21 protein-coding genes are annotated in these 22,345 nt (G+C 31.7%); 15 read left to right on the top strand and 6 right to left on the bottom strand.

Annotated features, from left to right (window positions below; translation table 11 throughout):
• Positions 1-286 precede the first annotated feature (286 nt).
• The 4 genes from IEU88_RS05100 (at position 287) to sucB (ending at position 6,588) form a co-directional block, all read left to right on the top strand.
• On the top strand, positions 287-949 hold the full coding sequence (locus IEU88_RS05100) for a response regulator transcription factor (RefSeq protein ID WP_096809734.1): 663 nt from the start codon (positions 287-289) through the stop codon (positions 947-949).
• Complete coding sequence (locus IEU88_RS05105) at positions 946-2,301, top strand: HAMP domain-containing sensor histidine kinase (RefSeq protein ID WP_103373648.1); 1,356 nt, start codon at positions 946-948, stop codon at positions 2,299-2,301. Before IEU88_RS05100 ends, IEU88_RS05105 begins: the two co-directional genes overlap by 4 nt.
• Before the next feature lie 185 nt (positions 2,302-2,486).
• A complete protein-coding gene (locus IEU88_RS05110; RefSeq protein ID WP_103373649.1) occupies positions 2,487-5,291 on the top strand; it encodes a 2-oxoglutarate dehydrogenase E1 component in 2,805 nt (934 codons plus the stop codon).
• A gap of 13 nt (positions 5,292-5,304) precedes the next feature.
• Positions 5,305-6,588: a dihydrolipoyllysine-residue succinyltransferase gene (gene sucB / locus IEU88_RS05115; protein WP_096809738.1), complete on the top strand. Its 1,284-nt coding sequence runs from the start codon at positions 5,305-5,307 to the stop codon at positions 6,586-6,588.
• Between the two features lie 176 nt (positions 6,589-6,764).
• On the opposite strand, the gene IEU88_RS05120 is transcribed toward sucB, so the two are convergent.
• Both IEU88_RS05120 and IEU88_RS05125 read right to left on the bottom strand, forming a co-directional pair.
• Positions 6,765-7,313, bottom strand: coding sequence for a helix-turn-helix domain-containing protein (locus IEU88_RS05120; protein ID WP_103373650.1), 549 nt, complete (start codon positions 7,311-7,313; stop codon positions 6,765-6,767).
• Positions 7,314-7,870: 557 nt separating this feature from the next.
• Positions 7,871-8,791 carry an AraC family transcriptional regulator gene (locus IEU88_RS05125; RefSeq protein WP_103373383.1) on the bottom strand — a complete coding sequence of 307 codons (921 nt, stop codon included), beginning with the start codon at positions 8,789-8,791 and terminating at the stop codon, positions 7,871-7,873.
• Positions 8,792-8,915: 124 nt separating this feature from the next.
• On the opposite strand from IEU88_RS05125, the gene IEU88_RS05130 reads away from it, so the two are divergent.
• The 4 genes from IEU88_RS05130 to IEU88_RS05145 all read left to right on the top strand — a co-directional run bounded on the left by IEU88_RS05130 (position 8,916) and on the right by IEU88_RS05145 (position 12,938).
• A complete protein-coding gene (locus IEU88_RS05130; protein WP_096809742.1) occupies positions 8,916-9,782 on the top strand; it encodes a sugar phosphate isomerase/epimerase family protein in 867 nt (288 codons plus the stop codon).
• Positions 9,783-9,867: 85 nt separating this feature from the next.
• Entirely contained in the window at positions 9,868-10,758 is an 891-nt protein-coding gene (locus tag IEU88_RS05135; RefSeq protein WP_103373382.1) for a sugar phosphate isomerase/epimerase family protein, read from the top strand.
• Positions 10,758-11,912: a Gfo/Idh/MocA family protein gene (locus IEU88_RS05140; protein ID WP_103373381.1), complete on the top strand. Its 1,155-nt coding sequence runs from the start codon at positions 10,758-10,760 to the stop codon at positions 11,910-11,912. Before IEU88_RS05135 ends, IEU88_RS05140 begins: the two co-directional genes overlap by 1 nt.
• Before the next feature lie 18 nt (positions 11,913-11,930).
• Positions 11,931-12,938 carry a Gfo/Idh/MocA family protein gene (locus tag IEU88_RS05145; RefSeq protein WP_096809749.1) on the top strand — a complete coding sequence of 336 codons (1,008 nt, stop codon included), beginning with the start codon at positions 11,931-11,933 and terminating at the stop codon, positions 12,936-12,938.
• Between the two features lie 220 nt (positions 12,939-13,158).
• Here IEU88_RS05145 and IEU88_RS05150 read toward each other — a convergent pair whose 3' ends face one another.
• On the bottom strand, positions 13,159-13,359 hold the full coding sequence (locus tag IEU88_RS05150; RefSeq protein WP_096809751.1) for a Mid2-like cell wall stress sensor domain protein: 201 nt from the start codon (positions 13,357-13,359) through the stop codon (positions 13,159-13,161).
• Between the two features lie 216 nt (positions 13,360-13,575).
• Here IEU88_RS05150 and IEU88_RS05155 point away from each other — a divergent pair, with 216 nt between their 5' ends.
• From IEU88_RS05155 to brnQ3, 5 genes are all read left to right on the top strand, one after another.
• A complete protein-coding gene (locus IEU88_RS05155; RefSeq protein WP_096809753.1) occupies positions 13,576-14,385 on the top strand; it encodes a VOC family protein in 810 nt (269 codons plus the stop codon).
• Between the two features lie 22 nt (positions 14,386-14,407).
• Positions 14,408-14,611 carry a DUF6501 family protein gene (locus tag IEU88_RS05160; protein WP_096809755.1) on the top strand — a complete coding sequence of 68 codons (204 nt, stop codon included), beginning with the start codon at positions 14,408-14,410 and terminating at the stop codon, positions 14,609-14,611.
• A gap of 159 nt (positions 14,612-14,770) precedes the next feature.
• Complete coding sequence (locus tag IEU88_RS05165) at positions 14,771-15,562, top strand: ATP-binding protein (RefSeq protein WP_096809759.1); 792 nt, start codon at positions 14,771-14,773, stop codon at positions 15,560-15,562.
• Between the two features lie 12 nt (positions 15,563-15,574).
• Positions 15,575-17,464, top strand: coding sequence for a vWA domain-containing protein (locus tag IEU88_RS05170; protein ID WP_103373647.1), 1,890 nt, complete (start codon positions 15,575-15,577; stop codon positions 17,462-17,464).
• A gap of 121 nt (positions 17,465-17,585) precedes the next feature.
• Positions 17,586-18,929 carry a branched-chain amino acid-like transporter carrier protein BrnQ3 gene (gene brnQ3, locus IEU88_RS05175; protein WP_096809763.1) on the top strand — a complete coding sequence of 448 codons (1,344 nt, stop codon included), beginning with the start codon at positions 17,586-17,588 and terminating at the stop codon, positions 18,927-18,929.
• A 207-nt stretch (positions 18,930-19,136) separates the two neighbouring features.
• Here the strand turns inward: brnQ3 and IEU88_RS05180 are convergent, their stop codons facing one another.
• From IEU88_RS05180 to IEU88_RS05190, 3 genes are read right to left on the bottom strand one after another with little or no spacing between them, the layout of a single operon-like run.
• Positions 19,137-20,270, bottom strand: coding sequence for a toxic anion resistance protein (locus tag IEU88_RS05180; RefSeq protein WP_103373466.1), 1,134 nt, complete (start codon positions 20,268-20,270; stop codon positions 19,137-19,139).
• Positions 20,271-20,298: 28 nt separating this feature from the next.
• Positions 20,299-20,919: a 5-bromo-4-chloroindolyl phosphate hydrolysis family protein gene (locus IEU88_RS05185; RefSeq protein ID WP_103373467.1), complete on the bottom strand. Its 621-nt coding sequence runs from the start codon at positions 20,917-20,919 to the stop codon at positions 20,299-20,301.
• Positions 20,920-20,941: 22 nt separating this feature from the next.
• Positions 20,942-21,211 (bottom strand): acylphosphatase, encoded by a 270-nt coding sequence (locus IEU88_RS05190; protein ID WP_096809768.1) that lies wholly within the window; start codon positions 21,209-21,211, stop codon positions 20,942-20,944.
• A gap of 330 nt (positions 21,212-21,541) precedes the next feature.
• Between IEU88_RS05190 and msaA the strand changes: the two genes are divergently transcribed.
• Entirely contained in the window at positions 21,542-21,847 is a 306-nt protein-coding gene (gene msaA / locus IEU88_RS05195; RefSeq protein WP_096809771.1) for a regulatory protein MsaA, read from the top strand.
• 184 nt (positions 21,848-22,031) lie between these two features.
• On the top strand, positions 22,032-22,232 hold the full coding sequence (cspA, locus tag IEU88_RS05200) for a cold shock protein CspA (protein WP_001831260.1): 201 nt from the start codon (positions 22,032-22,034) through the stop codon (positions 22,230-22,232).
• Positions 22,233-22,345: the final 113 nt, after the last annotated feature.

The raw sequence follows: 22,345 nt of genomic DNA on the forward strand, positions 1-22,345 counted from the left end.
TGTCTCGCAACGTTAGTCTTTTACGGGCATATAAAAGGGGATATTTGTGAAAATGATCAATCCTATTAAACAAATATGTGTGGGGGGAATGTCTATATAGTATTGATAATCATTTTCAATTACATTATACAACATTGAGAATAATTGTCAATTAGAATCATGAAAAAATTTAACATTAATTTTTTAGTTTTTTTGTATCAATGCCAATCATCATTTTATGCCTTTCACACCTAGATACTTTCTCTATACAGTCATTTCATATATTATATATTTTGAGGTGTAACTAATGACAAAAATTTTAATAGTTGAAGATGAACAAAATCTTGCACGTTTTATTGAATTAGAACTAGAACATGAAAATTATGACGTAGATATTGAATATGATGGAAAACCAGGTTTAGAAAAAGCATTAAATAATGAATACAATTTAATCTTGCTAGATTTAATGTTACCGAATATCAATGGTTTAGAAATTTGTAGACAAATTAGACAAAATAAAACAACCCCCATTATTATTATTACTGCTAAAAGCGACACATACGATAAAGTAGCAGGGTTAGATTATGGTGCTGATGACTATATTGTAAAACCATTTGATATTGAAGAGTTATTAGCTAGAATAAGAGCTATGCTACGCAGGCAACCACAAAAAAACGTGATTGATATGAAAGGCATAATCATAGATAGAGACGGATTTAAAGTCACAGTAGACGGAGAACCTTTAGACTTAACAAAAACAGAATACGATTTATTAACATTACTAGCAGAAAACCGTAATCATGTATTGCAAAGAGAACAAATCATTGCTGATGTATGGGGATATGATTCAGAAGTTGAAACCAACGTTGTTGATGTTTACATTCGTTATTTAAGAAATAAACTTAAACCCTACGGTAAAGATAAGTACATAGAAACCGTTCGAGGAGTAGGTTACGTGGTAAGAAAATGAAACAACGTAAATTAAAAACAAAATGGATGATAATCACAACAACGATTACATTTTCAACAATCTTTATATTCAGTTTAATCATTATTTTCTTTTTAAGTAATGCGCTACGCCATAATGAATTAAACGAAGCAGAAAGGAGTTATACAGATACTTTACAATTATTCGAATCAAAACAACTAAAAGAGATCACCCCATTAGATTTGAATGCATCTTTAGGAAACTTTCAAAAAGTTATACTCTTCAATAAAAAAGGAAAAAAACAAATTGAAACAACAAATGATAATTCAATAACATATTCTCCTAAGTTTAACCCTAAGGATATTAATACTGCTACGATTAAAAAACGTCATAACAGTGATTATCTAATTATTACAAACCAAATTGACACAAGCCATTTCCAAGGATATAGCATTATTGTACATTCTTTAGATCGCTATAATGCACTTGTTAATTCTCTATATTTTATTGCATTGATATTTGGAGTGATTGCCACTTTTATTACTGCAATGGTTAGTTACTTTTTCTCTGCACAAATTACGAAACCTTTGATATTAATGTCTAACAAGATGCAACAAATACGTCGTGATGGTTTCCAAGAAAAAGTGGATTTAGTAACAAATTACGAAGAAACAGATAATTTAATTGTAACTTTCAATGAAATGATGTTCCAATTAGAAGAGTCATTTAATCAACAAAGACAATTTGTTGAAGATGCTTCACACGAGTTACGAACGCCCTTACAAATCATTCAAGGCCATTTAAATTTAATTCAACGTTGGGGAAAAAAGGACGCAGCCATTCTTGAAGAATCACTTGATATCTCATTAGAAGAAATGGAAAGAATTACTAAATTAGTAGAAGAGTTATTATTATTGACTAAAGACAACAATAATAACAGGGAAAATGAAATTGAAAGCGTAGAAATCAATCAAGAAATTACTTCTAGAATTAAATCTTTAAAGCAACTACATCAAGATTATAAATTTGAATTTAGCCCTTATAATAAACCACTTAATATTAAAATGGACCGCTATCAATTCGAACAAGTATTAATTATCTTTATTGATAACGCTATGAAGTATGATCAAGTAAATAAAAACATCCTTATTCAAACTAAACTAAGAAACAAACAAATATCTATAGAAATTACAGATCATGGCGTAGGTATACCCAAAGAAGATATTGAGTTTATATTTGATAGATTCTACAGAGTAGATAAATCACGTTCCAGAAAACTGGGCGGTAATGGATTAGGGCTCTCAATAGCTAAAAAAATTATTGAATTAAATAACGGCACCATCCATGTCGAAAGTGAAGTAGGCAAATATACAACATTCAAAATTACATTTTGACATATGTTACCGGTTACTAATGCATCTAAACTATGTTACGCTATTAAATGAAAATTCAATTAGCAGAGCCAAATTATATGAGGTTCTGCTTTTTTTATATAACCAGTTATTGGTACTTTAATTTGGTTATATTTAATGCTATTATTGATTTGTAAGCGTTTTAACTATTTTGTGGAGGGTGTAATATGAGCAACGAAAGTCAGGTTTCCCAGGCACCTGTAAATTTCGGGGCTAATCTTGGGTATATTTTAGATTTATATGATATGTATCTCAATGATCCAGCTTCAGTTCCTGAAGATTTACAAGTCCTATTTAGCACAATCAAAAACGGTGAAGCAAACATCGCAACAAATACAGCTGAAGGGCAACATAACGTGACCAAAGCTGATAGCACAATCAAACGTGTTATGCGTTTAATTGATAACATACGTCAATACGGGCATTTATTGGCAGATATTTATCCAGTTAACAAACCTGTAAGAGAAAATGTTCCAAAATTAAATATCGAAGACTTTAATTTAGATCAAGAAACACTTGAATCTATTTCTGCAGGTATTGTATCTGAACACTTTAAAGACATTTACGATAATGCTTATGAAGCAATTGTTCGTATGGAAAAACGTTACAAAGGACCTATTGCATTTGAATATACACATATCAATAATAATAGGGAACGCGTATGGTTAAAACGTAGAATAGAAACACCATACAAGGCGACTTTAAATGACAATCAAAAAATAGAATTATTTAAAAATTTAGCGCATGTAGAAGGTTTTGAGAAATATCTACATAAAAATTTTGTAGGAGCAAAACGTTTCTCAATAGAAGGTGTAGATACACTAGTGCCAATGTTACAACAAACGTTAAGATTAGCTAGTGATGAAGGCATTCAAAATATCCAAATAGGCATGGCTCACCGCGGTAGATTGAATGTGCTTACGCATGTATTAGAAAAACCGTATGAAATGATGATTTCAGAATTTATGCATACTGATCCAATGAAATTTTTACCAGAAGATGGCAGCTTAGAATTAACTGCAGGTTGGTCAGGTGACGTAAAATATCATCTAGGCGGTGTGAAAACAACCAATTCATATGGCAGCGAGCAACGCATCTCTCTTGCAAATAACCCGAGCCATTTAGAAATCGTTGCACCAGTTGTTCTAGGTAAAACACGTGCAACACAAGATGATACAAACAAACCAGGAGCTATTCAAACAGACTTCTATAAATCAATGCCTATTTTAATACATGGTGATGCAGCGTATCCTGGTCAAGGCATCAATTTTGAAGCGATGAATTTAGAAAACTTAGATGGCTATTCCACGGGCGGAACGCTTCACATCATTACTAATAATAGAATTGGCTTTACGACAGAGCCTGAAGATGGGCGTTCTACAACGTATTCATCAGACGTGGCTAAAGGTTATGATGTTCCTATTATGCATGTAAATGCAGATAATGTTGAAGCTACTATTGAAGCGATTGAAATAGCGATGGCATTTAGAAAAGAATTCCATAAAGATGTTGTGATTGATTTGGTTGGTTATCGTAGATATGGCCACAATGAAATGGATGAACCTTCAATCACGAATCCATTACCTTACCATAATATTCGTAAACACGACCCAGTAGATATTTTATACGGCAATCAATTAGTTGAAGATGACATCATCTCAGAAGATCAAATGAACAATATATTTGATGAGGTTCAAAAAGAACTACGTGCTGCTCACGATAAAATTGATAAAAATGATAAAATGGATAACCCAGATATGCAAAAACCAGATAGTCTTGCAGAACCTCTTGAAAGCGTCGGTATCGATATAAGTTATGAACAACTTAAAGAAATTAACGATGCCATGTTATCATACCCATCAAACTTCAATGTATTTAAGAAGCTAAATAAAGTACTAGAGAAACGTAGAGAACCTTTTGAAAACGAAGATGGATTAGTTGACTGGGCTCAAGCAGAACAATTAGCGTTCGCAACAATAACACAACAAGGTACACCAATCCGTTTAACAGGTCAAGACAGTGAACGTGGCACATTTAGCCATCGTCACGCGGTATTACATGACCCAGAATCTGGTGAAGAATTTATCCCATTACACCATGTACCTGGCCAAAAAGCGACTTTTGAAGTACGTAACTCACCATTATCAGAGGCAGCAGTTGTTGGTTTTGAATACGGTTATAATGTTCAAAATAAAGATTGTATGACAATTTGGGAAGCACAATATGGAGATTTTTCAAATATGGCTCAAATGATATTTGATAACTTCTTATTTAGCGCTAGAGCTAAATGGGGTGAACGTTCAGGTTTAACTCTATTCTTACCTCATTCGTTTGAAGGACAAGGTCCTGAGCATTCATCAGCTCGATTGGAAAGATTCTTACAATTAGCAGGAGAAAACAACTCAACTGTTGTAAACTTATCAAGTTCAAGCAACTATTTCCATTTGTTAAGAGCACAAGCAGCAAGTTTAGGTACGCAATCTATGAGACCTTTAGTAGTTATGTCTCCTAAGAGTCTATTGCGCAATAAAACAGTAGCTGATCCAATCAATAAATTTATATCTGGACAATTTGAACCAATCTTACCAGAAGATCACAATAAAGAAGCTGTTAAAAAGGTTATTCTTGCTTCAGGTAAAATGTTCATTGATTTAAAAGAATATTTAGAGAAAAATCCAAACGAATCCATTTTATTGGTTGCTGTCGAAAGATTATACCCATTCCCAGCAGAAGAAATCGAAGCACTGCTCAGTACATTACCTAACTTAGAAAATGTCGCTTGGGTACAAGAAGAACCGAAAAACCAAGGCGCATGGTCATTTGTTTATCCATATCTCAAAGAATTGACTACTGATAAATACGATTTAAGTTATCACGGTCGTATCCAACGTTCAGCACCAGCTGAAGGCGATGGTGAAATACACAAACTCGTTCAAAATATGATTATCGAACAAAGCACAAAATTTAACTAGGGGGAAGTTAAGCATGCCAGAGGTAAAAGTTCCAGAATTAGCAGAATCCATTACAGAAGGTACCATTGCAGAATGGTTAAAACAAGTTGGTGATAGTGTAGATAAAGGTGAAGCTATACTAGAATTAGAAACTGACAAAGTCAACGTAGAGGTTGTTTCAGAAGAAGCCGGCGTACTTCAAGAATTACTAGCCAACGAAGGCGATACTGTAGAAGTGGGACAGTCAATTGCAGTGGTTGGTGAAGGAAGCGGTAATAATGCTCCAGAGACGTCAAAACAAGATGACTCTGAAAAGCAATCATCTGCTTCTAGTAATGAAAATGAAGCAAACCAAACAAAATCAGAACCACAAAATGATAGCGCATCTGATAATGCACAAGATAAAGGGGCGCGTGTGAATGCTACACCATCCGCACGAAAATATGCGCGTGAAAAAGGTATAGATTTATCAGAAGTAGCAACACAATCAAATGATATTGTGAGAAAAGAACACGTTAACCAAACTCAAAATAATCAATCTAATTCACAACAAACTGCTCAATCATCAACAAAAGAAGAACCTAAAAAAACAGCTGCACAACAAAATCCAACTAAACCAGTTATCAGAGAAAAAATGTCTCGTCGTAAAAAAACAGCTGCTAAAAAATTATTAGAAGTATCTAATAATACTGCTATGTTAACGACATTTAATGAAATTGATATGACAAATGTTATGAACTTACGTAAACGTAAAAAAGAACAATTCATCAAAGACCATGATGGTACTAAACTTGGTTTTATGTCATTCTTTACAAAAGCAGCGGTAGCAGCATTGAAGAAATACCCTGAAGTAAATGCTGAAATTGATGGCGAAGATATGATTACTAAACAATTTTATGATATCGGCGTTGCTGTATCTACAGAAGATGGTTTATTAGTTCCTTTTGTAAGAGATTGTGATAAGAAAAACTTTGCTGAAATTGAAGATGAAATAGCTAACTTAGCTACAAAAGCACGCGATAAAAAATTAGGTTTAGATGATATGGTAAATGGTTCATTTACTATCACAAACGGTGGTATCTTTGGCTCAATGATGTCCACACCGATCATTAACGGAAGCCAAGCTGCAATACTTGGTATGCATTCTATTATCACGCGTCCAATTGCTATCGATGCAGACACGATTGAAAACCGTCCAATGATGTACATTGCATTAAGCTATGACCACAGAATTATTGACGGTAAAGAAGCTGTAGGTTTCTTAAAAACAATTAAAGAATTGATTGAGAACCCAGAAGATTTACTATTAGAATCTTAATTTACAACACAAAATAGTTTATTAAACCTAACACAACGGCGTTTTGCGTCGTTGTGTTTTTTATGTAAAAAACAATATTCAAAAACTACATAAAAAATGTTATATCACACCTTTTATTCCTGAAATCTCCCGGTAGAATATAGCAACCTTAAGTTATTTATAAGCTAAAAATACTATCAATAGTGTATAACTATATGTAATCGAATAGTTATATCATCTTCATTAGCATAATAGTGAAACATATTCGCATTAAATTGAATTGCCTCATCTTTATGTATCAAAAAGGTTTCTCCATCCAATACGAGCGTTAATGTGCCTTCATATACCGTTATATATTCTATTGCCCCAGAACCATGTGGTGAGCCGTTCATTCTTCCTTCAGGCTCAATGGTAGCCATATAACTTTCAAATTTCTTTTCAATATTAAATTTAAAGAAAGGGTAAACCTTACATTTCGGATCTTCAGACATCAAAGGTTGCATATCATCTAGAGTTACTTTTCTAATAATAGTGCTATTTTCTTGAGTTAATTCTGTAAAAGAAACTTTTAGACCATTTGCTATTTTCCACAACGTAGTAATAGAAGGAATAGATGTTTTACGTTCTAGTTGGCCCAACATCGTTTTACTTACACCAGTGATTTCTGACAAATGTTCAAGTGAATATCCACTTTGTTTTCTGTATAACTTTAAATTTTCAGATATAATATCATTAATTTCTCTCATTATTTATACACCTCTTTTTACAATATAACGTATAAAAAAAAACTTTAAAGTCTGAACTTTATAACGTAATTTTAGACGTTATAAAGATTCTATTGATAGGGTAGGGGATAGGAGACTCTAATAATATTACTTATAAACGCTGTCTTAACAATCTTTATACCTATTTTAAATAAAATCGTAGCATTATTTTTTTAAAATATTGGGGTTGATTTTGAATCTTTATTTTAATATGAGTATCCAGTATATGTAACACTGTCTTACATCATATTGCTAAAATTACATTTATAATGAAAATGCCACCTTTATTTATTCACTACTTTTTAACAGCGAACTCAATGTTTATCTCGTCTTTTTATATTCATTCGTTAGTGCAATTGAACTTCTTTATATTGTTGACTATTGCTGGATTTTAGATAGTTTAAGTTAGGCCGTATTAGACACTTTATTTAAAAACTTCATAATAAAAACAAACACTTATTTGACTTGTTAATGCTATTTGATTATTTTATGTTGTAATAAATATCCTAGTTAATTAAAAAAACGAGCATTGTATGACTTTACTTGCTCGTTTTATATATGTTTAATTGATTTTTCATTTTTTCACTATAACTATACTGCTGCAGATAGTCCCTTGGGCTGCAACCATAAGAATGTTTAAATCTTCTGTAAAAGTTAGAATAGTCTGTAAATCCACAGCATATTGCTACCTGTTGTGGATTCCCCCCATCTTTTAACATTCGTTGTGCGTTCTGTAAACGCAAATTCAATAAATACCGATAAGGTGGATAACCAACTAATTTAGTAAACTGTTGTGTGATTTTATGACGACTTACAAAAAATTTATTTTCAAGATGTTCCAGTGAAATTTCTTTATTATAATGCAATTCCATATAATCTAACACTTGTCTCACTAAATGAGTAGAAGGGTCATCAACATTATCAGATGTATGCTCATTTTCTATAGCAACTCTATTGAGGATAATTAAAAACTGTGTTAGCAACGATTTACCTGCTAAATTTTTGCCAAAAGCATCATTATCTTGCTCGTTGATTAAGCCCTGTAATAAATAATATAATTCTCTTTTCTGCGATTCAGATAATTGTAATAAATTTTTGAATTTCGAAGATCGTTTATTAAAACAAATACTTAAATCACAGTTCTCAACAGAAAGTTCATTTAATATATTTGCATCAAACCTTAATCCAATACGTTCAGCGTGGCCATCCATTTGTTCATCTAAACGATGAAATTCAAACGGTGGAATAATCAGCATCGACCCAACATCTAAATTAAATGATTCTCCTTCTATGGTATAGCGCATATTTCCAGATAATGAAAAAAATATTTCATAATGATCGTGATAATGTAATTCATTCCCAAAATGACCGTCACTAATTTTATGCCATGCAGCATATTCGCCATCAAATGGTAAAGATACCGTATCAAATTGATGCTCAAAATCCCCTCTATTTTTCATTTGAAATTCCTCCTACTCAAAAAACATACTTTTTTCCCTTATTTACAATGTTGTTAATTTTCACTCAAATTATAATTATATTATAGCATTTAAACATTAATATTTTTAAGAAGGAAGGATAAAAATGACAACAAATCAAATTGGCGTTCAAATGATGATGCTCAAACAAAAAGTACAAGAAGAAGGATTATACAATGTGTTAAAGAAAGTTAGCAATTTAGGCTATAATGCTGTAGAAATATCTCAAATTGAAATGAATACTCAGAATATTGAAGAAATGAAACAAGCTATAAATGATTTTGGCATGAATATAGCCGCAATGTCATGTGGCGTAGAGGATATCTCAGAAGATCAAAAATATCCTGGAGATACGTTGAAAAATGACTTTGATAAAATTGTAGCAGATTGTAAAGCTGTAGATTGTTCTATATTAAGAATTGGTATGCTTCCAATCAATTATATGGGGACAAAAGAAAGTACACTTGAATTCGCAGAAATATGTGATTCTTATGCGAAAAGATTAAAAGAAGAGGGCATTGATCTATATTATCATGCACATAATTTGGAATTTGTTCAATATGACGGCCAATTTATGCTTGATTTAATGCGAGACCATACACACTATTTAGGGTTTGAATTAGACGTGCATTGGATTTGGCGTGCAGGGTTAAACCCTATTGAAGTTATACCTAATTATGCAAACCGGATTCGTGCAATACATCTTAAAGATTACCGTATTGGTGAAATAGATATGTCTCAATATCCAGGAGAAGGAAATGAAAAGGTATATTATATGCTACATATGATTACTCAATTCGCTGAATTAGGACAAGGTACATTACCGCTTAAAGAGATTATTGAAGTCGGCCGTGAAAGTGGAAGCGAATATTTCTTTGTAGAGCAAGATGAACTATATGGCGCAGATCCATACGATTGTTTAACTATAAGTCGTGACCACTTAAATGACTTAGGTTATCAATCTTGGTTTTAAAACTTTCAACACAATTTAAAGTTAATTCGTACTTAACACTAACATTAATGTAAGCGCTAACAAACAAAAACAAGGAGTTGATTCCATGCTTGAAAATATAGCAATTTCAGGGTTTTCAGATGAGATATCATCAGATTTGAATACACAATTAAAAACGGTAAACAAGTTAGGGATGCATTATATATCATTAAGAGGTATAGATGATAAAAATATCAGTAAATATTCAGTAGATATGATAAAAAACGACGTATTACCACGCTTAAGTAAATGGGATATAGGTGTATCATCAATCGGTTCTCCTATTGGTAAAATTTATGTGGATGATGAGACAGCGTTTCAAGAGCAATTAGCACAACTGAAAACATTGTGTGAAATAAGCCAATTGCTCAATTGTCGATATATTAGAATCTTTAGCTTTTATATACCGAGAAATGAAGATTTCGATAAATACAAAGATAGTGTTATCGAAAAGTTAAAACAATTTGCGGAAATTGCAGAACAATACAACGTTATCCTGTTACATGAAAATGAAAAAGATATTTTCGGTGATATTGCGCGTCGATGCAAGCTTATTTTTGACGAAGTTGGCTCGACTCATTTCAAAGCCATATTTGATTTTGCAAATTTTGTACAATGTGGAGAAAATACACAAGCATGCTACGAATTACTGTCAGATTATATTGAATACATTCATATAAAAGATGCAGTATACAAAGATAATGTGAATGTATTATGTGGCACAGGAGATGGGCAAATAGAAAGTATTTTAACTCAAATATTTAAAGCTGGTTACAAAGGATTCTTAACGCTTGAACCTCATCTCGTTGTTTTTGATTCAATTAAAGATTTAGAATTAGAACATTCAACTGAAACAATTCAAAATTCTGTCGCAAAAGATGGGGCGGAAGGATATAAAATGCAATACGAAGCTTTATTACAAATATTAGCAAATATTAATAAAAAGGGGAATGTATAATGGAAAAAGTTCGTTTAGGTATCATTGGTTTTGGAGCACAAGGAAGTACTTACGCAGGATTTATAAACGAAGGTAAAATTCCACAATTAGAAATAGGGGCGATTTGTGATATTGATTCTGAAAAGCAAAATATAGTAGAAGAAAACTACCCAAATGTGCCTTTTTATGAAAATTATATTGATATGTTAGAAAGTGGAAGCATTGACGCTGTTGTTACTACTGTCCCTCACTATTTACACACAGAGATAGGTACAGAAGCTTTAGAAAGAGATATCCATGCACTTTTAGAAAAACCAGCTGATATATATGCTGAAAAAGTAAAAGAGGTTAGCGAATTAGCATCCTCAAAACCGCATTTAACATTTGGTATATTTTTTAATCAACGAACAAATCCGCTATATCAAAAAGTGAAAACACTGATTGATACTGGTGAAATAGGTAATATCCGACGTACTAATTGGATCATAACGACTTGGTGGCGCCCGCAAGCTTATTATGATCAAAGTTCATGGAGAGCTACATGGTCAGAAGAAGGTGGCGGTGTATTAGTAAACCAAGCTCCCCACCAAATAGACTTACTCCAATGGTTATGTGGTATGCCAAAATCTGTATTTTCAAATATTAAATATGGTTACCAACGCGATTTGAGTGTAGATGATGATGTTACTACCATTTTAGACTATGGTAATGGGGCAACCGGCGTATTTATTACATGCACCCATGATGTTATTGGTACAGACCGTTTAGAAATTACTGGCGATAAAGGAAAAATTTTAGTAGAAGATAGTAAAAAGATTACTTTAACGCGTTTAAAAGAATCCGAAACAGAAATGAATCAAAATATGACATGGCAAGAAGCATCTAAAATATTCCAAGGCAGTGGATTCGAAAATATTTACGACCAAGAAATATTTGAATTTGATAGTGTATGGGGTGAACAACATATAAATGTATTAGAAAATTTCGCTGCAAACATTAAGGATAATACACCATTGATTGCGCCAGGTAGCGATGGTATCAACGGCGTCAATTTAGTAAATGCCATTTATTTATCTAGTTGGACAGGTCAAGAAGTAGCCGTCCCCGTAGATCCTGAAGCGTTTAAAAATGCGTTACACGCTCAAATTCAAAACGAACAATCAGAACAAAGATAAACATATGGAGCTGGTATTATGTTAAAAATTGGAATAATAGGCTTAGGTGATATTTCAACTGTACACTTAAATGTGATTGAAGCTAATCCTCATGTCGAACTAACTGCTGCATGTGATATAGATACAACTTTACAAGTTAAAGTTCCAAATGCGCATTTCTACACAGATTTATATCAAATGTTAGAGCAAGAAAATTTAGATTGTGTACATATTTGTTTACCTCATTATTTGCATTTGCCTGTGACAACAGCTTGTGTAGAAAAAGGGATACATGTATTGCAAGAAAAGCCATTATCCCTCAACGCAAAAGAAGGTTTAGAATTAATACAATTAGAACAAAAAAATCCTGATACGAAAATATGTGTATGTTTTCAAAATCGATATAACGAGACTTTCCAAACTTTACAGAGAATTGTTCAAAGCAAAACATATGGTGAGATAATCGGCATTAAAGGGTTAGTTACATGGTTTCGTCCTGAGTCTTATTATACTGACAAACCATGGCGAGGTAGTATGAAAACTGCTGGCGGGGGAGTATTGATTAATCAGGCGATACACACGTTGGATTTAATGCAATTACTCTGTGGCAAAGTTAAATCAATTAAAGGCAGCACATCACAATTATTGGATTATAATATAGAAGTGGAAGATACTGCTTCTGCTCATATTAAGTTTGAAAACAACGCAAACGGCATGTTTTTTGCTACCAATGCTAATGTCGGTAACTCAAGCATTGAACTCCAAGTTATTTTTGAAAATGAAAAATGCACTATTAAAGATAATATACTAACACGTGTAAATGAAGCAGGTTATAAAACTCAAATCATTGAAGATAAAAAAGCATCGGGTACAAAATCCTATTACGGACCAAGTCATGACACTTTAATTAATCAATTCTATGATTGTATTTTCGAGAATACGCAAAATTATATAAACGTTAAAGATGCATTACCGTCTATTGCAATCATCGATGCGATACAAAAATCTTCTCAAACAAATGAAACAATACAATTCGAAAGTGTATAAACGTTATATAAATAAAGATAAGCAAAAAGTGAGATAGAATTCATTAGAACTTCTATCTCACTTTTTATACAAAATTTAAACGACTAATGCGATTCAGTTAATACATCATAAAAACAAAAATAGAAATAAGCACTATAAATTTGTTCATTACTTCTATTTTTGTTAAATATACCGTATATAATAATTTAAAATGATGCACCGCTACTTCTATTAAATCTAACTATGCAATAAATACAAATAATTCAATGATTGCTAGAACTAAAAATACTAGGAAAACGACACCGTAAATATTATTTTTCTTAATACTTTCTTTACTTGCTTTTTGCTGTTTTGCTTTATTATTTATATTTGAAAAGAAAGTAATTCCAGAATACACTGCAATGAGCACTGTGATACCAAATAAAATCCATGTACCAACCATATTAAAACCTCCTTATTTGTAAAATAATATTATATTATTTGCGAATAAAAATAATAATTCCTAATATATATCCATATTAATACATTTCTTCTATTCCTCCAATGTCTAAAAATTACAATTTTGTAAATAGTTATGCCATCAAATACTTCATCATACAAATAAATCGCAAAATAAGTTATAATATATTGAAAAGATATGAATAAAGGGGTTAATATAATGAATGGTCTTAGAAGTGTTACTACAGGGACAAATGATTTAGTAAAAACCAAAGCATTATTTTCAGGTATACTTGGACTAAACGTGGCAAATAAAGGACAAGCCTTGCGTTTTGGTGATGCCGAATTAAATTCCGGTACACGTATACATTTTGTAGAAGTGCCGAACTATATTAACAGTAATAATCATATTGAAAACATTGGTTTAAGAGTACCCAGCGATGAAGGAATTGAAGAATATCAATCTATTTTAGAAAAAAACCAAATTACTCATGGGGAAACTACAGACTTAAATGGTCACAAGTGTTTCAATTTCCAAGACCAAAATAGTCAAACATTTAATATTTATTCCAATGAACATAATACAGGAACGCCATTAGGTATGCCTGCTTTTGAAAGTAATGTAAATCCGTTGCATCAAATACAAGGTCTAGGGCCAGTTATGATAAAAGTTAATGATTTCGCATTGACACAATCCATTCTGACAAAAGTCTTTGGTTTAGAACATTTTGCTGAATACGTATCTAGTGATAATGCTGAGTTCAATATGCAAGTATTTCGTATAGGAGATGGCGGTCTAGGTGGCGAGTTACATATCCATGCTTCACCAGATGAAATAAAAATGCCTGAACATGGTATATTAGAACAAATTGAATTTGGTACTGAATCTAAGTCTCAATTTCAACACACTATAGAACAACTTGAATCTATAGGGATTCCTTACCAAACGTTAGACCAAGATGGAGAAAGATCGGTACGTATTACTGAAAAAAGTGGTATCACCTTCATCTTAACGTTAGAAATTTCATAATAGTAAAGAGAGGATTTTATATATGTTACACGAAACTTGGAAAGATAATACACCAATCAAAAAAATAGAAGTTATTCATACAGACGCACAAAAATTCACTGTAGCTGATATGCTAACAGTAGGAAAACAATATGATGTAATAAACGAAACTGAAGAATACTATCAAATTGTCGATAATTCTGGTCTTGTTGGCGGCTATTTTAAAACTTATTTTAAAGAAGTTTAATTTAATGTGTTTCACATGTACTAAATATAGAATGAAACTTTAAATATGGATGATTTGAATAGGACTAGGGCGAAAATATAAACCGTTATTTAAGCCCCAGTCTATTTTTAATGATATAAATTTTGATGAATTATTTATTTTTAAAAGGAGTATTAAACCATGACAAATTCACAATATATAAACAGAGATGAAACTGTTTTTAATGATGCAAAATCATTAATGAGATTGAATAAAAACATTCTTTTGAAGGGACCAACAGGTTCAGGTAAGACAAAACTTGCCGAAACTTTAGGAGAAACGCTCAATCGTCCTATGCACCAAGTCAATTGTTCAGTAGATTTAGATGCAGAAAGTTTATTAGGATTTAAAACAATCCAAACAAATGAAAACGGCACACAGGAAATCGTATTTATTGATGGCCCAGTCATTAAAGCTATGAAAGAAGGACATATTCTATATATAGATGAAATAAATATGGCGAAACCAGAGACATTACCCATTTTAAACGGTGTGCTAGACTACCGTAGAAAATTAACAAACCCATTCACTGGAGAAGTCGTAAATGCAGCACCAGGATTTAATGTAATTGCTGCTATCAATGAAGGATATATTGGGACGTTACCAATGAATGAAGCACTCAAAAACCGTTTCGTAGTCATTCAAGTTGATTATATTGACGGTGATATTTTAAGTGATGTAATCAAAAATCAAAGTCAATTATCAGACGATGCTACTATACAAAATATTATTAAATTTAATGCAGATTTACGCACGATGACAAAGCAAGGACAGATTTCTGAGGAAGCGGCTAGTATTCGTGCTTTAATTGATTTAAGTGATTTAGCAACTGTGATGCCTATTGAACGTGCTATTAAACGAACAATTATTGATAAATTAGAAGATGAACGTGAACAACAAGCTATTTTAAACGCAGTTGAATTAAATTTTTAGTGAGGGATATTTATGAGCGATCGTTTTATATTATTTAATGATGAACAGCTAGATGCTAAACAAGTCATGATGCTTCAAGATTTAGCTCGATTATTGTTAAAAAATGAACAGACACAAGTTAAAATTCAAAAATTCCCATATTACGATCCAATCAATAATATGTTAATTACAAGTTCTTTTTGGTCCCATAGAAGTAAAGACATTGAAACTAACGGCCTTAAAACAGATGTAATGCTTGCTGCTTATGGTTACCAAATGATGGATGAATCTATTGTCAACGAAGTAATTCATAATCACACATTTAACCATCCTAAATTTTACCAACAGCTATTTAAATTATTAGAAGATAAACGTGTGTTAAATGAAATAGTTAAACTTCGTCCATCTACTCAATCTGCTATACAATTACGTAACCAAATCAGACTAAACTACACGCACACTCAAATTAATGTCTATAAGACAAAAGCAACATTTACAGATTTACTATTCTTATATTTGGAAGCATCATTTTTAACAGAAAATTTTTACGACATACCTCAAATCAGCCCAGAAATAGATGACATTTTAACAAACATGTACCAATATCTACCCAATTTTTTCTATAACAATTCATCAGAAGATAATATGTATTTAGCTGAACGTATAATGTTCCAAATCGATGATATATTAAAAGAAGACATGTTAAACGAATATTATCATTTACCTAAAAAGGTATACGAATCTATCCATAATCTTAATTTTGAAGATTTAAAACGAACTGACGCGAGTAATACGGATAAAGCTTCTAATGAAAACCCCGAGGATGACGTCGTAAGTGAAGAAATTGAATCAAATTATCAAGATAGTTCGTCGCAAGGTGGTGCTTATTTAGAAATGGAACTACATGAAGGGGAAAATAGTGACGTCCTAGGAGATAATGATACAGCTCGAGAAGGTGATACGAGTGATGATATGACGGATATGCAAACTAAAAAAGGTAAAGGTTCGTCTAATCATATCGAAAGTGATGAAGGTGGTTCCGTAGGGAATAATTCTGCCTTTGTTTTAAAAGGCATTAATGAAAATGTAGAAATTAAATGGAATGTCCCAGATATTTTACCAGAATATAAAGATTTGTATAATAATGTTGAAAAAGAAGTCCAATTTGAGACAAAAGATTTAACACAAATCATAAAAAAAACAATAGATAGAGAATACCAAGATGAACGTCGCAATTTAACTAAAGGGCGGCTCCAAAAAAACTTATTAAATTGGTTTATCGACGATCAATATAAACTTTTCTATAAAAAACAAGATTTAAGTCAAACCTTTGACGCCACGTTCACACTATTAATTGACGCTTCAGCAAGTATGCAAGATAAAATGTCAGAAACAATTAAAGGCGTTGTATTATTTCACGAAACTTTGAAATCGTTAAATGTGAAACATGAAATTCTAGCTTTTAATGAAGATGCTTTTGACGCCGACGATTCAAAACAACCTAATATTATTGATGAAATTATTTCATATGACCATTCTATAATGACACAAGATGGTCCACGGATTATGGCGTTAGAACCTCAAGATGACAATAGAGATGGTGTGGCTATTAGAATTGGGAGCGAAAGATTAATGCGTAGATCTCATAACCAACGCTTCTTAATTGTATTCTCAGATGGTGAACCATCTGCTTATAACTATAGTCAAGACGGGATACTCGACACTTATGAAGCTGTGGAAACCGCTCGTAAAATGGGTATTGAGGTGTTTAATGTATTTTTAAGCCAAGATCCTATTACTGAAGATATTGAAGAAACAATTCATAATATTTATGGAAACTATGCAATTTTCGTAGAAGGTGTAGAAAACCTACCGAGTCATCTTGCACCATTGCTTAAAAAATTATTATTAAAATCATTTTAAAACGTACTTTTTTTATTATATCGAACATAAATTTAAATATTCTGAATTTTATATAGACTACTTCTCATAAATCGTGATAGAATAGTAAATATTATTTTATAGGCAAGAAGGAGAACAATTTATGAATAAAAATACATGGATTATAGGGTTTACTTTGTTTGCTATGTTCTTTGGTGCTGGTAACCTTATATTCCCACCGAATTTAGGTTTAGATAGCGGTCAATATTTTTGGCCTGCAATTTTAGCATTTGCTTTAACGGGAATTGGTTTACCTCTATTAGGAGTAGTAGTTGGTGCTTTAGACAAACAAGGATATATCGGTTCTTTAAATAAAATTTCACCCAAATTTTCAGTAATATTTTTAATCATTATTTATTTGACGATAGGGCCACTTTTTGCGATACCTCGTACCGCATCAACGTCGTTTGAAATGACTATTACGCCGATTACTCATACAAATAGTGCATTAGCTCTATTGATATTTACAGTTATTTACTTTTTAATCGTATTATATTTATGTATTAATCCAAATAAAATGATTAACCGTATCGGTTCATTACTTACACCATTATTACTAATTACCATATTAGCAATGATTATTAAAGGATTTGTCGATTACGGTAGTAATGCACATAGTCAATCTGCTGAAGCTTTCACTTCTAATTTTTCTGGGTTTTCTCAAGGATTTACAAATGGTTACTTAACTATGGATGCCATTGCAGCAATTGCCTTTTCTATGATTGTAGTTAATGCAGTCAAATCAACTGGTATCTCGCATGCTAACCAAATTTTCAAACAAACACTTTTAGCAGGTATTATCGCTGCAATTGCACTTATGTTTATTTATATTTCCTTAGGCTTTATAGGTAACCACATGGCAGTGCCGCAAGAGAAAATAGCTAGTTTAACTGCGAATGATCAAAATATTGGTACTTATTTATTAACGACAATGGCTAGTACGGGATTTGGAACTTTTGGTAAATACTTATTAGGTATTATCGTCGCACTTGCATGTTTAACAACTGCCTGTGGGTTGATTGTATCTGTTTCAGAGTATTTCAATAGAATATTCCCAAAAATTTCATATAAACTTTATGTAATCATCTTTACGTTAATTAGTTTTATTTTAGCTAACCAAGGATTGAATTCAGTTATTACAATGTCTGTTCCTGTGTTAAGCATTGTATATCCAATTGCAATTACATCCGTGTTATTAATATTGATTGCACGTTTTGTACCAACAAAACCAATTGCGCAACAAATCCCTGTGGCAGTGGTGGCAATCGTTTCAATCTTAAGCGTTATTCACACACAAGGTTGGATTAACATAAGTATTATTGATAGTTTACCATTAAAAGATTATTCATTAGAATGGTTCCCAATAGCTGTTATCACAACAATCATTGGCTATCTCGTATCTTTAATGCTTAAAAACCAACAAACAATAGTTTATGAAAAAGAATAGTTAAATCAAATAGGAGGCCGAGACAAAATAATGTCTTGGCCTCCTTTATAATACAAGCAGTAGAGGGGTTATTTAAAAATATTCTTATGCCAAGTTTTTGATAGAAATACTTTTTCTGAGGTATGTCTTAGAAAAAAGATAATCCCAATCTCGTTTTATTTGTAAGTTGTCTACATATTTATATCACGTTCATTTTTTACGTAATATTTATTTGTTGTTTTTCATATCAAGTAATTGGTTTTTCATTTCTGTTTCTAACTCATTTAACTCAGTTTCAGCTTGTTTGCGTTTGTTACGACCTTGTTCTTGAATTTGTAATGTTTGCTCAATCGTGTCAATAATATCTTGTTGTGTCGTTTTTAATGTTTCAATATCTACGACACCGCGCTCATTTTCTGTAGCTGTAGCAACAGCGTTTTGTTTTAATAACTCTGAATTTTTGAGTAATAAATCATTTGTTGTATCAGTAACTGCTTTTTGTGCTGAAACTGCATTACGTTGTCTCATAAGTGTTAAAGCAATCGACATCTGATTTTTCCATAATGGGATGCTTGTTAAAATTGAACTTTGAATCTTTTCAGCTAGTGCGTGGTTCACGTTTTGTATCATTCGAATTTGTGGTGCAGTTTGAATAGCAATTTGTCTTGATAATTGTAAATCATAAATACGTTTATCTAATCTATCAACGAACTGTTCCATATCTGATACTGCTTGAACATCCATTTGATTATTAGTTGATTCAGCTCGTGACCTTAGTTTAGGTACTTCTTCTTGTTGTAATAAATGTTGTTTTCTTTTAGCTGCTTCAATATATAGGGTTAATTCATCAAAGTAATCTTTATTTAAATTATATAATTCATCGAGCATCTCTATGTCTTTATTTAAATTATTTTTATGCTTATCTAATTCGATAGAGATACGATCAATTTGTGAACCTACTGATTGCATTTTAGAGAATATTTCATTAACCGAAGCTTTAGTGCGTCTAAAAATACGTTTTAACTTAGACTGATTTTCCGGATTTAATTCATCAGGATTAACAGATTTAAGCTTACTCATCAATCCATTTAATGATTCACCTACAGGCCCTACATCCGTTGTCTTCACTTCGTTTAAAATACGATGTGAAAATTGAGACATATTGGATTGTGCAGCTGTACCATAGTTTAATAAAGTATCATTATCCATTGGTTTTATTTGTTCACTCAATTTGTCAATTTTCTGCTGATCTTCTTGAGAGTATTGTTTTGTGCTGTTGATAATCTCTGATTCATTTGTTGTCTGTTCATCAATATATTTATCCAATGGATGCGAATTTAAAAAGTCTTGTTCTCTAACCATTTAATTCCTCTCCATTTCATCGTGTATATTATTTATGTCTTTTTTGTTCAATTTTGTTCAATTCCATTTCTATATCTAATTGACTATAATCTTCTTCGTTGATTCTTTTTAAGTCTGCTACTAAAGTACGTTTAACTTCATCTAGAGTAATACGCGTTTGTGCTAACTTTTGTTTTTCTTCTTCAGACTTTTTTGGTGACTTTGATAATCTCGTATAGGCTTCAATTAAATTCAATGCATTATCGATATGAGAGTAAAAGAAACTCTCTACTTTGAAAAACGTTCGTGGCTGTTGTTTAACTGCATAATATATAGCTCGTGTGATCCGATATATTTCATTGACTTGCTTAAAATCTTTAATTGATCTTACATTAACAAAAGATTTTAAAATTCTTCTTATTTTATCTTGAGCGTTATTTAACTGACTATTGATAAAATGATAATCTCTACGTGATAAGCCAATTTCTTTTAAATATTTTCTAGAAGTTAAACGTTGAGTAGGGAAGTAGAACGCTACAAACGCTACCGCAGAAATAAGAAAATCAAAAATAAAATATACGTCTAATGCAAATACACTAGCAATCCATGCGATAACAGCTATTGGAAAAGCAATAATGGCCCCGTAAATACGCGAAATATTGTATCTCAAACTTCATCTTCCTTTATAATGTTTATAATGTTCTAAAATTTTTCCATGATGGGTTAGTTTCAATTTCTTCAATCTCATAATCTTCTATATGAGAAGCAGGTGAAGCACCCTCAATTACAGCATTGGTAAACGATGTTAACGAATTTTTATCGCCTTGGGCGTAAATGTCTACATAATCAGATACGTTTTGTACAGTACCTACAATATTATATTTTCTAGCTATCTTTTCAGTATAATAGCGAAAACCGACACCTTGCACTATACCAAATACTTTAATATGTTTGCATTGCATATAATCACCTCTTATTATCATTATACGAAATTTTAACTTACAAAACTAATATTTTTGTTTGGATAGTAATTGTCTATCGGCCAAAAGTATGAAACAGATAACTTGATTTTGTTCATGATACATTTAAAATATTATACATAGCTATTAATCAAATATAATAAGCATAACGACAATAAGACTTATTTTTTATATACAATACATATATGTAATGCGTGTGAACAAGTGAGTTCTAATAAAATAAATTTAATCATTCTAAAATAATGATGATACTATAAGTACCGTATACAATACTGGTATTTTTTAAGTTAAAGATGAAAGGGTGTAATTTACATGTGGACAGTTGCAAAGATTCGAGCTGATTATGAAGGCTGGTGGTTATTTAGTGACTGGACTGATCATATCGTCGAACAATATCATTTTGATAATTATGAAGAAATGTTAAGTTACTACCAATCAATAATAGGAAATAGTAAGCAGTTTTACGATAATTATTTAGTTGGCAAATACAATATTCATGCATTTTATAATAATTGTGAATTAGGTTTTTGTGAAGATTGTGATGAAGATTTACAGATTTTTTATAGTTATATTGTTTTAAATAATAATGAAGTTTATTATAAATTACCTATTATTTAAGAAATAGTTTTTTCACAATTGCATTGCATTTTTAGTTAAAATAGCTTATAATATGAGTCAAGCAATTGTTTTATTCCATATTGCAAAGAATATTGTAAAACAGATTTAGACTGTGAAATTGTATTTTTTGTAATATGCGAATAATGCATATTGAATGAATATTAGTCTTGGAGGTTTCACATTTATGAAACAAGGTACAGTAAAATGGTTTAACGCTGAAAAAGGATTCGGTTTTATCGAAGTTGAAGGAGAAAACGACGTATTCGTACACTTCTCAGCTATTAACCAAGAGGGTTACAAATCATTAGAAGAAGGTCAATCAGTTGAATTTGAAGTAGTTGAAGGCGACCGCGGTCCTCAAGCTGCAAACGTTGTAAAACTATAATATAGATTGCAATATTGACTTATCAAAGAACCTTGTTAAAGGTTCTTTTTTTTATAGCCTTCTTGCGATGAGCTAGGGGGCTTAATGTATGTCCTCTTCTATGAATAGCCGTT

The sequence above is a fragment of the Staphylococcus nepalensis genome, from assembly GCF_014635045.1.
Lineage (GTDB): Bacteria > Bacillota > Bacilli > Staphylococcales > Staphylococcaceae > Staphylococcus > Staphylococcus nepalensis.